The sequence below is a fragment of the Halanaerobium saccharolyticum genome (genome assembly GCF_004362045.1).
Lineage (GTDB): Bacteria > Bacillota > Halanaerobiia > Halanaerobiales > Halanaerobiaceae > Halanaerobium > Halanaerobium saccharolyticum_C.
Window position 1 is genome coordinate 1 of the sequence record NZ_SNWX01000021.1, and the last position, 13,907, is coordinate 13,907.

General features: G+C 34.8%; 12 protein-coding genes and 1 other RNA gene. All 13 read right to left on the reverse strand.

Going from position 1 to position 13,907, the window contains the following annotated elements:
- Positions 1-270: 270 nt before the first annotated feature.
- The 13 genes from mnmA to DFR79_RS11480 all read right to left on the reverse strand — a co-directional run bounded on the left by mnmA (position 271) and on the right by DFR79_RS11480 (position 13,889).
- Complete coding sequence (gene mnmA / locus DFR79_RS11420; RefSeq protein WP_133515614.1) at positions 271-1,344, reverse strand: tRNA 2-thiouridine(34) synthase MnmA; 1,074 nt, start codon at positions 1,342-1,344, stop codon at positions 271-273.
- A gap of 26 nt (positions 1,345-1,370) precedes the next feature.
- A complete protein-coding gene (locus DFR79_RS11425; protein ID WP_133515615.1) occupies positions 1,371-2,531 on the reverse strand; it encodes a cysteine desulfurase family protein in 1,161 nt (386 codons plus the stop codon).
- A 1-nt stretch (position 2,532) separates the two neighbouring features.
- On the reverse strand, positions 2,533-2,991 hold the full coding sequence (locus tag DFR79_RS11430; protein WP_133515616.1) for an RrF2 family transcriptional regulator: 459 nt from the start codon (positions 2,989-2,991) through the stop codon (positions 2,533-2,535).
- A 99-nt stretch (positions 2,992-3,090) separates the two neighbouring features.
- Positions 3,091-3,726 carry an IMPACT family protein gene (locus tag DFR79_RS11435; protein WP_133515617.1) on the reverse strand — a complete coding sequence of 212 codons (636 nt, stop codon included), beginning with the start codon at positions 3,724-3,726 and terminating at the stop codon, positions 3,091-3,093.
- Positions 3,726-5,066, reverse strand: coding sequence for a replication-associated recombination protein A (locus tag DFR79_RS11440; protein ID WP_133515618.1), 1,341 nt, complete (start codon positions 5,064-5,066; stop codon positions 3,726-3,728). Before DFR79_RS11440 ends, DFR79_RS11435 begins: the two co-directional genes overlap by 1 nt.
- Positions 5,067-5,079: 13 nt before the next feature.
- Positions 5,080-5,655 (reverse strand): 5-formyltetrahydrofolate cyclo-ligase, encoded by a 576-nt coding sequence (locus DFR79_RS11445; protein ID WP_133515663.1) that lies wholly within the window; start codon positions 5,653-5,655, stop codon positions 5,080-5,082.
- Positions 5,656-5,808: 153 nt separating this feature from the next.
- Positions 5,809-5,982, reverse strand: a non-coding RNA gene (ssrS, locus tag DFR79_RS11450) — 6S RNA.
- 69 nt (positions 5,983-6,051) lie between these two features.
- Positions 6,052-7,827: an aspartate--tRNA ligase gene (gene aspS / locus DFR79_RS11455; RefSeq protein ID WP_133515619.1), complete on the reverse strand. Its 1,776-nt coding sequence runs from the start codon at positions 7,825-7,827 to the stop codon at positions 6,052-6,054.
- A 1-nt stretch (position 7,828) separates the two neighbouring features.
- The gene (gene hisS, locus DFR79_RS11460; RefSeq protein ID WP_133515620.1) at positions 7,829-9,103 is read right to left on the reverse strand and encodes a histidine--tRNA ligase; all 1,275 of its coding nucleotides are present in this window, start codon (positions 9,101-9,103) and stop codon (positions 7,829-7,831) included.
- Between the two features lie 123 nt (positions 9,104-9,226).
- The gene (locus DFR79_RS11465) at positions 9,227-10,504 is read right to left on the reverse strand and encodes a SurA N-terminal domain-containing protein (protein ID WP_133515621.1); all 1,278 of its coding nucleotides are present in this window, start codon (positions 10,502-10,504) and stop codon (positions 9,227-9,229) included.
- 124 nt (positions 10,505-10,628) lie between these two features.
- On the reverse strand, positions 10,629-11,255 hold the full coding sequence (locus DFR79_RS11470; RefSeq protein WP_133515622.1) for an MBL fold metallo-hydrolase: 627 nt from the start codon (positions 11,253-11,255) through the stop codon (positions 10,629-10,631).
- A 20-nt stretch (positions 11,256-11,275) separates the two neighbouring features.
- Positions 11,276-11,725, reverse strand: coding sequence for a D-aminoacyl-tRNA deacylase (gene dtd / locus DFR79_RS11475; RefSeq protein WP_133515623.1), 450 nt, complete (start codon positions 11,723-11,725; stop codon positions 11,276-11,278).
- A gap of 16 nt (positions 11,726-11,741) precedes the next feature.
- A complete protein-coding gene (locus DFR79_RS11480; protein ID WP_133515624.1) occupies positions 11,742-13,889 on the reverse strand; it encodes a RelA/SpoT family protein in 2,148 nt (715 codons plus the stop codon).
- Positions 13,890-13,907: the final 18 nt, after the last annotated feature.

Consider the following 13,907-nt stretch of genomic DNA (forward strand, 5'->3'; position numbering starts at 1 on the left):
ATATTATTTAATATAAGCTTTAAACTATAATTACTTTTAAGTTTTAACACTCAAAGTATATTAACGTTGGCTTGCTGTTTAATTTTCAAGGTTCATATTTTGCCGCATTTATTTATCAGCGACATTTAATATCTTATCAACTGTGCCTCACTTTGTCAAGAACTTTTTAGAAAAAAATTTAAAAGCCTTGATTTTTATGTTCTATAAAAGAACTTACTTTCTGTGCGACGTTTATTATCTTATCAAGGCTTAATCTCTTTGTCAAGAGTTTCAAAAACTTTTTTTAATGATTCCGCCCCCAAGAACTAAATCATCTAAATAAAAAACAACTGACTGTCCTGGAGTTACCGCTCTTTGAGCTTCTTCAAACTCAACTTTCAACTCATCTTTATCTGTTTTTTCAATATAAGCTTTTACTGGATAACTATTATATCTGATTTGTGCTTCTACTTCCATCCGTCCCTCAATATTTTCAAAGGGAATAAAATTAATATCTTCCGCAATTAACCCATCACTAAATACTGACTCATCTTGACCAACTATTACAGCATTATTTTTATAGTCTAAAGCTGTAACATAAATTGGATAACCCATAGAGATACCCAGACCTCTTCGCTGGCCAATAGTATAATGAGAAAGTCCTTCGTGTGTACCTACCTGATTACCTTCACTATCTAAGATAGGACCTGATTTAGAAATTTCAGGATAGTTTGTATCTAAAAATCTTACATAATCATCATCAGGCACAAAACAAATTTCCTGGCTTTCTGCTTTATTATGCACAGCAAAGCCCAATTCTTTAGCTTTAGCTCGAATTTCATCTTTAGTATATTCACTTAAGGGAAATAATGTCTGGCTTAACTGTTCTTGATTAAGAACATATAACATATAGCTTTGATCTTTATTTTCATCTGAACCCTTTTTTAAAATATATCGTCCATTTTCTGCTTCTATTTTCGCATAATGACCACTGGCTATATAATCACAACCAATTTCAATCGCTTTTCTGTGAAGTGCCTCAAATTTTATTTCTTTATTACACATTACACAGGGGTTAGGAGTTCTCCCCTGCCTATACTCATCCACGAAATAGTCGATGACTTTTTCCTGAAACTCTTCCTGCAGATTAAATACAAAATGAGGTATCTCAAGCTTTTGAGCCACTCTCTTTGCATCTCTAACAGCAGAATAGGAACAGCAGTGATCTTCCCTATCAGTTGCCTCTTCATAATCAGGGAAAATATGCATTGTTCCACCGATAACTTCATAACCTTCTTCTTTTAACAGAGCGGCAGCAACAGAACTATCCACACCACCACTCATTGCAATCATCACTTTTTTCATTATTTACACCCTTATAAAATTTATTCTTATTTTAATGAATTCAATCTAACAATAATTTCTTTTAATTTTTTAATTACATAATCTATTTCCTCTTTATTATTACCCTTACCAAGAGAAAATCTAATTGAACCTTTAGCATATTTATCTTCTAATCCTATAGCTTTTAATACATGTGACACACTTAATGAACCTGATGCACAGGCAGAACCTGCAGCTGCAGCAATATTATTTAGACTTAAATTAAATAATATAGATTCCCCATCCAGATCTTTAAATGCAATATTTATATTAGCAGGTAAACGATTCTCACTTTCAGGAGCAGGTCCATTGATTTTAAAATTATCAAAATTTGATCTAAGTTGAGAAACAAAATAATCTCTAAGTAAATTTAATTCTTTTCTTTTTTTAGTTAAATTAACAGCAGCAATTTCTGCTGCTTTCCCCATTCCTACAGCAGCAGCCAGATTAGCTGTGCCAGCTCTTCTTTTCCTTTCCTGACTTCCTCCTGACATCTGGGGAGTTAACTCAACACCTTTACGCACAAAAAGAGCTCCAATTCCTTTGGGGCCATTAAATTTATGAGCTGAAAGTGAAAGCAGGTCTACTCCCAAATCATTAACATCTATTTTGAGCTGTCCCACTGCCTGCACCGCATCTGTATGGAATAAAATATCATTTTCAGCCGCAATAGCGGCCAGTTCTTTAATTGGCTGAATACTCCCTATCTCATTATTAGCAAACATAATTGAAATTAAAATTGTGTCTTTGCGAATATTATTACGCAGTTTTTGAGGATCTAACAGACCATCCTGATCTACTCCCAGGTATGTTATTTCAAAATCAAGATGTTTTTCCAGGTACTCACAGCTTTTTAAAACAGCATGGTGCTCAATCGCCGAAGTTATAATATGTTTTCCCTGATCAGAAAGAGCCATTGCTGCACCTTTTAGTGCCAGATTATCAGCCTCAGTTCCTCCAGCTGTAAAAACAATTTCCTCAGCTTTTTTAGTTCCCAATAGTTCTGCAACTGCTTCTCGAGCATCTTCTAGAGCTGCAGCTGATTTTTGACCTGGAAGGTGTGAACTGGCTGGATTAGCAAAAATTTTGCTGTGAAATGGTTTCATTGCTTCCCTTACCTCCTGATTCACAGGAGTAGTTGCTGCATGATCCAGATATATGTCATTCATTTTATTTAACCTCTATTTTCTCTTTTTCTGTTTTTTCTTCTCTTTTTTTCTCTTCTATAGCTTTATCCCGCAGATCTGCAAGAGTCATATTCTCTATCACACCATTAATTGCATCTGCAAGTTCAGACCAGAGACCATGAATTACACATTTATCAATATAATTACAAAAATCATCTTCAATTACACAATCTACAGGAGCAATTGGACCTTCCAAAGTTGTTATTATATCAGCAACACTAATATCTTCTGGTTCATGATTTAGCATATAGCCACCATGAGCTCCTCGAACACTCTTTACTAATTTCGCTTTTCTTAACGTTGCAAATAATTGTTCTAAATACTGCTCAGAAATGTTCTGTCTTTCAGAAATTTCCCGAATTGGAATAGCTTTTCCCTCTTCATGTTCTGCTAAGTCCACCATTGCCCGTAGTCCATATCTTCCTTTAGTTGATACTCTCATATTTTCACCTCATATAAACTTGACATTAATTATCAACTTTCAACTAATTTTAACATATGACTAAAACAGTGTCAATACTGATTCTTCAAATATCTTATATTATTTAAAAACACTCTTTATTATCTTTAAATCATAATCTGCAGCTGTTTTTTCCTGGAGAATATTTTTAAGTTTCTCCTTAATATCTGTTGGAATTATTGCTGTTACAACTGCCCCCTGATTACTATATTCAGTATTTTTTATATCAGATTTTAAAGCTTCTAGTTGCCCTAAAACAATACCAATTTTATCAAAAGAAGTTTTAACTTCAATTAAATAAAATTCTTTTAAGGTTTCAACTCCTGCCTCACTGATAGCCAATCTTGCTGTATCACCATAAGCTCTGATCAAGCCACCAATTCCCAATTTTGTACCTCCAAAATATCTGGTTACAACTATTACTGTATTAAGAAGAGCTTCACCTCTAATGGCTTCTAAAATAGGTGGGCCCGATGAACCCGAAGGTTCACCATCATCATCAAAATACTCAACCGGATCCCGGTCTAATTCTGTACTTTCCACCCGGAACGCCGAAACGTTATGGCTGGCATCAGAATATTTTTCTTTAATTTCGCCAATTCGTTTTTCAGCCTCTTCTCTACCTTCAACTGCAAAAATGCTGCCGTAAAACTTGCTATCCTTAACCTGGTTTCTAACTTCCATATTTTTAGCTGGTCTTTTTTTAAGCATAGACATTAGTTTTCATCCTCTGTTTTACCACTGTTTTTTAAATAATCTAAAAATTTAGCAGTCTTTTTTTCTCTGCCCATCTCTCCTGGTTCATAAAAAGAAACATTTTTCATTTCTTCTGGCAGATAATTCTGTTCTACGTAATTTTTAGAATAACTGTGAGGATATTTATAATCCAGACCATGACCGAGATCCGAAGCTCCAGCATAATGGCTATCCTTAAGGTGAGGTGGAACATCTCCAGCTTTATTGTTTTCTACATATTCTACAGCACTGCTGATGGCTTTAACTACCGAATTACTCTTTGGGGCAGTAGCAATATAAATAACTGCTTCAGCAAGCGGAATTTTTGCTTCTGGAAAACCAATCTGTTCTACTGCTCTGGCTGCAGATTCAGCAATTATTAAAGCAGTTGGATCTGCCATTCCGACATCTTCAGCTGCATGAATTACGACTCTACGGGCAATAAATTTAGGATCTTCACCACTAACAATCATTCTGGCCAGCCAGTAAATAGCTGCATCTGGGTCAGAACCCCTCATACTTTTAATAAAAGCAGAAATAATATCATAGTGGTTATCTCCAGAGCGGTCATAATTTAATATTTTTTTCTGCATTGAATCTTCAATTATTTCTTTGTTAAGTTTTATAGTTCCATTTTTATCAGCTGGGGTGGTTAAGACCGCTAATTCCAGAGTATTTAAAGCTACCCTGGCATCCCCATCGGCAAGTTCAGCAATAAATTCCAGGTCTTTATTCGAAATATCAACATTTAATTTTCCCAGTCCCCGCTCCTGATCACTGAGAGCTTTTTTTAGAATTGAATATACCTGTTTACTATTTAATTTTTCTAATCTAAAAATTCTGGATCGTGACAGCAGAGGAGAATTCACTTCGAAATATGGATTTTCAGTTGTTGCACCAATCATAATTACTGTTCCATTTTCTACAGACGGTAATAATGCATCCTGCTGTGATTTATTAAAACGATGAATTTCATCAATAAAAAGAATAGTCTTATTGTTATACAAATTACGATTAGATTTAGCTTTTTTTATAACTTCCCTAATATCTTTAACCCCAGAAGTAACTGCATTTAATTTTATAAATTCCGCTTCAGTCTGGTTGGCAATTACCTGAGCCAGACTTGTTTTTCCCGTGCCGGGTGGTCCATAAAAAATTAGAGACTGGAGCCGGTCAGCTTTAATAGCCCTACTCAAAAGCTTATTTTCTCCCACAATTTCTTCCTGTCCATAAAATTCTTCCAGACTGCGGGGTCTCATTCTATAAGCCAGAGGACGGTCATTTTTATTTTCTTGAGTGTTCTTGTTTTCAAAAAGGTTCACAATTTCACCTCAATTAATTTGTCTTAATTGTTTCTTTTTCGGTAATTATAATATCAACTGATACATCGTGGTCTTCAACAGGAATAGAATCTACCAGAAAACGATCATAACAAAAACCAACTTTGAGTGCCTTGTTTGCATGTTTGCTTAAAAAACTATCATAATAGCCACCACCATAACCAATTCTATAACCACAATGAGTAAAACAGGCTCCCGGAACAATTATTAGATCAAGATCTTCTGGAACTTCTTCATCTCTAATTTTAGGAACAGGTTCCTGCACTCCATAAACTCCCTCTTTTAAATCAGAATCAAGATCGTTTATCTTTGCTGTTCCGAGATCAATAACATCTTTTTTAGTATATGGTAAATATAATAGAAAACCCTGGTCTAATAATTCTTCCATCAAATCAAAGGTTTCAATTTCTTTGCGCATTGAAGCATAAGCCATAATTTTTTTTACATTTTTTAAATGATTTAGCTCTAAAAAACGATTATTAATTTTTTTGCTCCAGCTGCTGATCTTATTTTGAGAAATTTGTGATCTCTCTTTTAAATATTTTTCTCTTAATTCTTTTTTTTCCTGCATAAAATTCACCTCAATTTTAGTATTAAATTCTAAATCTATAATAGCAGAAAACCAATTTTTCTGCAAAATAAAAATTATCCAGGCCTATAATTAAAATTCTATCAAAAAATATACTAGATAAGAAAAAAGCTAACCTAAAATAGGTTAGCTGAATACTCATCCGCCGTGCCGGTTGATTTGGAATTTTGATCCCTGTCTGCCAAGTGGGTGCCCTCCTACCTGGTTTATAGGTCCATTGAAGGCTTCTACGCCGCAGGTAGAGCTCAGGCTCCCTATGTCTAAGTGTTGGTCAAAATGTTTAATCATTATCGAACACGGCAGATGATATTTACTTTTCTATAAATAATATTAACATATATCGCTAAAATCTGCAAGCAAAAAATTGCTGCAGTAACGCTAAGAACGAATAGAAATCCCAAGTTCCTGCAGCTGTTTTTTATCAACTTTAGAAGGCGCATTTGTCAGCGGTGAAGTTGCCTTCTGAGTTTTAGGAAAAGCGATTACATCTCTAATTGAATCAGTTCGGCCAATAATCATCATTAAACGATCAAGCCCAAAAGCAATTCCACCATGGGGTGGGGTACCATAATCAAAAGCTTCCAGCAGATAACCAAATTTCTCCTGCTGCTCCTCCTCGCTGATAGATAGTACAGAAAATACTTTTTCCTGCAGCTTGTGATTATTTATTCTAATACTTCCTCCACCTAATTCTTCTCCATTTAAAACAAGGTCATAAGCTTTAGATTTTACGGAAGCAGGATCACTATCTAATTTTTCAACATCCGCTTCTGCAGGAGCAGTAAATGGATGGTGAAGTGCAGCCAGACGATCCTCAGTTTCATCATATTCAAACAATGGAAAATCTACAATCCAGACAAATTTATAAACTTCAGCTGGTATTAGATTATTTTCCTTTGCAATCTTTAAGCGTAAATTACCTAAAGCTGCAGCAGCAACAGAAGGTTTATCAGCTACAATTAATAATAAATCTCCTTTTTCAGCGTTCATAACTTTCTTGATTGCTTCAATTTCTTCCTCAGCTAAAAACTTAGCTATCGGTGACTTAAGTTCATCCTCTCTTAAGGCCATCCAGGCTAGACCTTTAGCCTTAAACATTTTTACATATTCCTCAAAACCATCAATGGTACTCCGGGGAGAATCAGCGCCACCTTTAAAGTTAATCCCTTTTACCTGACCACCACTACTGACAGTACCGCTAAAGATATTAAAGTCACTATCCTTAACAACTTCAGATAAATTTTTAAGTTCCATGCCAAAACGCAGATCAGGTTTGTCAGAGCCAAAACGATCTATTGCTTCCTGATAGGTCATTCTCTTAATTTTAGCCGGAACTTCAATATCACCAACTGCAAATAATTCTTTCATTAAACCTTCAGTGACTTCCATTACCTCTTCCTGATTTACAAATGACATTTCCATATCAATTTGAGTAAATTCTGGCTGGCGGTTGGCTCTCAAATCTTCATCTCTAAAACAGCGAGCTATCTGAAAATACCTTTCCATACCTGAAACCATTAATAACTGTTTAAAAATTTGAGGAGACTGAGGTAAAGCAAAAAATTGTCCCTGATTTACTCTACTTGGCACCAGATAGTCTCTAGCTCCTTCGGGGGAACTCTTAGTTAAAATTGGAGTTTCGATTTCCCAGAAATCCTTTTGATCTAGAAAATCTCTGGTAGTTTTAGTAACCTGATGTCTTAGACCCATCAATTTTGTCATTTTAGGTCTTCTTAAATCCAAATATCTATACTTCAGTCTTACATCTTCACCAGTATCTATGTTATCTTCAATCTGAATCGGAGGAGTTTCGGCAGCATCTAAAACCCTCAATTCTTCGGCTTTAATTTCAATTTCACCTGTTGGAAGCTCCGGATTTATATTCCCTTCAGGTCTTGGTTCGACTTCACCTGTAATCGCAACAACATATTCAGAACGAAGAGAGTCAGCTTTTTCGAATAACTCTTCTCCAGCATCAGGATTAAAAACTACCTGTATTATCCCGGAACGATCTCTGATATCAGTAAAGATAACTCCACCATGATCTCTTCTTTTCTGGACCCAGCCCATGATTGTTACTTTAGTTTCGTTATCTCCCTTACTTACTTCTCCACAAAGGTGGGTTCTCTTTAAATCTTTAATTGTTTCACCCATCTTAAATTTCCTCCTTATCTACTAGCTTCTTCATTTCTTCTAATAAATTACTTAATTGAATTTCTTTTTCATCTCCACTTTTCATGTTTCTGATTGTAGCAGAGTTGTTATTTAGTTCATCTTCTCCAATAATTATAGTAAATTCGGCATTCATACGATCAGCTGATTTCATCTGAGAACCAACACCACGATCAAGATAATCCATTTCAGTTCTAAAATTTTGATTTCTTAATTGATCAAGTAGTTTAAAAGATTCCTTTTTGGCTTTATCTCCAATTACTGTTATGTATAGATCAACACCTGATTCTACAGGCAGCTGAATATCTTTTGCTTCCAGAGAAAGTAATAATCTCTCAATCCCTAAAGCAAAACCAATACCCGGCAGATCTCTTTTTCCGATTTCTTCAGCCAGACCATTATAACGCCCTCCACCAAAGACAGTATTCTGGGCTCCCAGAGCATTGTCTTTAATTTCAAAAGCTGTATTAGTATAATAATCTAAACCTCTTACCAGCAGAGGATTAATTATATAATCAAGATTCAGGATATCAAGATACTCCTGCACCTCATCAAAGTGATCAGTACAACTCTCACAGAGATTATCGGTAATTTTAGGTGCTTCTTTGATTACAGACTGACAGTTTTCATTTTTGCAGTCTAAAACCCGCAGTGGATTTCTATCAATTCTACTTTTACAGTTATCACATAATTGATCTTTGCGTTGATTTAAGTAATCTTTTAATTTATCTACATAAGATGGTCGGCACTCACCACAGCCAACACTATTTAAATGAAGCTCTAAGTCATCAAGTCCAAATCCCTGCAGTAAACGCATACCCAGAGAAATAATTTCTGCATCAAGAGCCGGGTCATTAGAAGCTATTGCTTCAACCCCGAGCTGATGAAACTGTCTAAATCTGCCGGACTGAGGTCTTTCATATCTAAACATCGGTCCAATATAATAATATTTTGTAGGCTGAGCCTGACCATAAATTTTATTTTCTAAAAATGACCTGATTACAGAAGCTGTTCCTTCTGGTCTTAAGGTAATACTTCTACCACCCTTATCTTCGAAAGTGTACATTTCTTTTTCAACAATATCGGTAACCTCACCAATACCCCGCTGAAAAAGTTCTGTATATTCGAAAATAGGAGTTCTTATTTCTTGATAATTATAGTTTGAAAATATCTCATGTGTTTTCTTTTCAATATACTGCCACTTTAATGTATCAGGGGGAAGTATATCATTAGTACCTCTTGGAGCATTAAACTTCATTTTATTTCACCTACTATTTTATTTATTAAAATTTTTAACTATTTTTAGAAAATCTACCAGTTAAAGTCATTTAGAACTAAAACTGGTAGATTGTAATCTTGATTATTAAATTAAAAACTAATTTTATTTACTGTTTCCCTGACTACTTTCTTCTATCTTATTATTGGATTCTTCTGCCGCATCTTTGACATCTGTATTATTAGTATTTTCTTCATCATTCTCACCAGGGACTGAAGGTACATTTTTAGATTGCATTTGCTTACTTAAACGCTGGATTTCTTCCATTTCAGCTTTAGCTTTTTCTTCAGCTCCTAATCTGCTGTACATCATATACAGCTGATAATGAGTCATAAAATCATCTTTTGCTGCTGCAGCAACCTTATCCAGCTGGGTAATAGCTGCTTCGTTGTTATTTTGATCAGCCAGGAATTGAGCATAATTAATCCTTAAATTATTGTTTTCAGGAAAAGCTTTAATTGCATTCTCATATACTTCTTTTGCCTGGTCAAATTTATCCTGCTGCTTATAGGACCGGGCTAGATAAGTGTAAAATATGGGATCTGTTTCTTCCTGTTTCACCAGCTCAGAGAACTTTTCTACAGCAGTAGTATAATTTTCATTTTGCAAGGCATGATAAGCACTTAACACAGGATTGTTAATAGTTATTTCAGCAGAGGCTTTTAAATCCTTTAACCATTTATTTATAGCCTCATTTCTTTTTTTATTTTTAATTTCACTTTTTAAATCAGACCTTACATCTGACAGAGCAGGACGTTGACTGGATTCTGAGTCTGTATTATTTTCTGCCGCTTTAGTTTCTGATTCAGGTTCAGGATATTTTTTATTATATAAATCTTTTATCTCCTGTTCACTTACTTTAATTTCTCCAACTGATTTATCAATGGTTTTAGTTATAGTCTTACTTTCTTTCAAATTAGACTTAATATCGCTTCTTAATTCCCCAAGAGTATAACCCTGTTTAGATAAAGCCGCGGTTAACTCTTCCTCAGTCATTTTGTTTTGATCTAAAATATTCTTGTAGTTTTCATCTATTTCAGATTTTGAAACCTCGACATTAATATCAAGTGTTTCTGCCTGAGCCATAATTAATTTTCTTTCAATCAAAGCATTTAAAACATTGTATCTAAAAGGTATAATCTGGCTGCTGCTCAGATTAGATTGTGGTGCCTGCTGCTGTAAAAGTGAATAGTATTCCTGCTGCGAAATTTCCATACCATTTACTTCTGCAATTACAGCCGGCGTCTGATTTGAAGCCTGGCCGCCGCCCCCACTCTGTCTATTCAAATAAGCACCAAAACCCATAAAACCTCCGGAAATGACAAAAATAATCACAACTATATAAACAATAATTTTACTGTTATCGCGTAAAGTATCAAACAAAACCTTACACTCCCCTCTCTTAAATATAATATTTTTTAAAATAAAAATTACTACTTAGAAATTAGTCCCTTATTAAAATATAATCTTTAATAATTTTAACCTATTAAAATTTAGATGTCAAACCTCAACTCATAGCAGGCCAGACTCTATTTCTGAAAACACTTAGAGTACTTTTCGGGCCATGGCCGGGATAAAATGTGCAGTCCTCTGGAAGCTTAAACAATTTCTTTTCAATAGAATTTTTAAGCTGAGCCGGATTACTATCTTCCAGATCAGTTCTGCCAACACCATTTGCAAAGATACAATCTCCGGAAAAAAGCACTTTCTTTTCGGGAAGATAAATTGATATTCCATCCTGACTGTGGCCTGGAGTATAAAAAACCTTTAATTTTAAACCTTCAAAAATAATTTCTTCATTTTCAGTCAATGATCTATCCAGAGGTCTTGAAATAATCTTTTGATTCATAAATAATTGAGATAAATTCAATTTTGGATCCTTAAATTTTAAGTCAGCATCAGGATGAGCCAGGATATCTGCACCTGTTTTATTCTTCAAAAAGTCATTAGCAGCTATATGATCAAAATGTCCGTGAGTATTAATTATATATTTGAGTTCTAAATTGTGATTCTTAAGATAGTCATATAATCTTTTTCCCTCTGCTCCCGGATCAATTATAAAAGCTTTATTATTTTTTGAAACCAGGTAACTTTTAACCATTAATTCACCAACAGTAAATTCTTTTAATTCCATATTCTCACCTATTTCAATAATTAAAAATTCTTTTTGCTATCTACTAAAATTGTAACTGGACCGTCATTCACTAAACTAACATCCATCATTGCCTGAAACTGACCAGTTTCAATTTTAAGCTCTGACTTTTTTGCTTCTTCAACAAAATAATTATAAATTTTCTCTGCTTCGGCCGGCGGTGCAGCTTTAAAAAAACTGGGTCTTCTGCCCTGTCTGCAGTCTCCAAATAAAGTGAATTGTGAAACCAGCATCAAATTTTTATTTAAATCAAGAGCGGATAAATTTAATTTTTCATCTTCATCTTCAAAAATTCTGAGATTAATTATTTTTTCTAAAAGATAATCTGCATCATTCTGAGTATCTTCTTTACCAATTCCCAAGAACACCAATAAACCGGAGTCAATTTCTCCGGTTATCTCAGACTCTACTTCAACTTTAGCACTTTTAACGCGCTGTACCACAGCTCGCATCTGATTCACTCCTCGATTAAGCAGGTTTAGCTCGACTTACATTAAGCACTCCTGATATTGATTCTATTTTTCTCATTATGTCATACATTTGCTCTGTAGAACTTAGTTCCAGTGATAAATTAATAACTGCTCGATTATGCTCACTGGTCCTGGCCATAACTGATAATAAATTAATTTTTTCCTCTTTAATTATATGAGTAATATCATTTAGCAGAGCACTCTTATTAACTGCATCAATTCGGAGATCAACCTGATAGGACTCTGTACGTCCACGCTCCCAGCTGACCTCAATTATTCTTTCAGGCTCACTTTCAGCAAGATTTTTTAGATTTTTGCAGTCTTCTCTATGAACAGAAACTCCTCGCCCTCTGGTAATATAACCAACTATGTCATCACCAGGAACCGGATTGCAGCATTTTGCCATCCTGACAAGCATATCATCCATACCCTTGACTGAAACACCTTTATCAACTGAAGATGATTTATGCTGGCCGTGACCTGGTTTTTTCTCAAAATCTGGTTCAGGCTCATAGTCTTCAAACTTACTTACTACCTGCTTGGGACTAATATTGCTGTAACCCAGTTCTTCTAATAAATCATCAATATCTTTTCTTCCCAGCTCTTTAGTGATTTCTTTCAGTTCTTTTTCTTTTTCTTTTTCACTTAATTCAATATTATGCTTTTCGAGATGCTCATCTAAAATTCGATGACCTTTTTTTATAATCTCATCCCGGCGCTGTTTTTTAAACCAGTGCTTAATTTTACTTCTAGCTTTAGAAGTTTTAACAAAGTTTAACCAATCACGGGAAGGGCCATTACTATTTTTAGATGTTAAAATCTCAACAATGTCACTGTTTTTTAGCTTATATTCCAGGGGAACAATTTTCCCATTCACCTTTGCTCCTACACAGCGGTGACCAACCTCAGTATGAATATGATAGGCAAAATCAACAGGGGTTCCACCTTTGGGAAGTGACACAACATCACCTTCAGGGGTGAATACAAAAACTTCGTCCTCAAAAAGATCAATTTTTAAAGTTTCCATAAATTCCTGTGGTTCCTGTAAGTCTTTCTGCCACTCTAAAAGTCTCCTTAACCAGGATAACTTTTCTTCAAACTTATCATCCCCTACTTTACCTTCTTTATATCTCCAGTGAGCAGCAATTCCATATTCAGCAGTTTTATGCATTTCATAAGTTCTGATCTGGACTTCAAGTGGATCCCCATTAGGGGCAATAACAGTTGTATGCAGGGACTGATACATATTAGATTTAGGCATAGCAATATAATCTTTAAACCTACCCGGCATTGGCTTCCAGATCTCATGAATTATTCCCAGCACCTCATAGCAGTCTTTTACATTCTCTACTAAAACACGGACCGCTGTTAAATCATATATTTCATTAAATTCTACTTCTTTACGTTTCATTTTATTGTAGATACTATAGAGATGTTTGGGACGGCCATAAATTTCAGCATCTATATCATGTTCTTCTAAAGTTGATTTTAGCTTCTCTATAGCCTCTTGAATATCTTTTTCTCTCTGTTTCCGGTTTGCCTGCACTTTATGAGAAACCTCATAATACATATCTGGTTTTAAATACCTAAAAGATAAATCTTCCAGCTCCCACTTTATCTTCGACATTCCCAGACGGTGGGCAAGAGGAGCATATATTTCCAGAGTTTCTCTTGACTTTTCCTTGCGTTTTTCTTTTTTCATATAATTTAATGTCCTCATATTATGAAGACGATCTGCAAGTTTAATTAAAACAACTCTTATATCTTCGGCCATTGCAACAAACATTTTGCGCAAACTTTCTGCCTGCTGATCTGCTTTTGTTTTAAACTGCATTCTTGTTAGTTTTGTGACTCCATCCACAATATGGGCTACTTCAGCTCCAAACTCTTTTTCTATTTCTTCACTGCTGATACCTGTATCTTCTACCACATCATGTAATAAAGAAGCTACAATTGAAACTATATCAAGCTCTAGATCAGCAAGAATAATTGAGACACCCAGTGGATGTTCAACAAAAGGCTCTCCAGAAACCCGGTATTGCTCAGCATGAGCACTTTCGGCATACTGATAGGCCTTTTTAACCATTTCTAAATCTGGATCATCCATATAAGATTGTATTTTATCTAATAAGGTATCTAATTCCATCTATATTTATACTCCTTT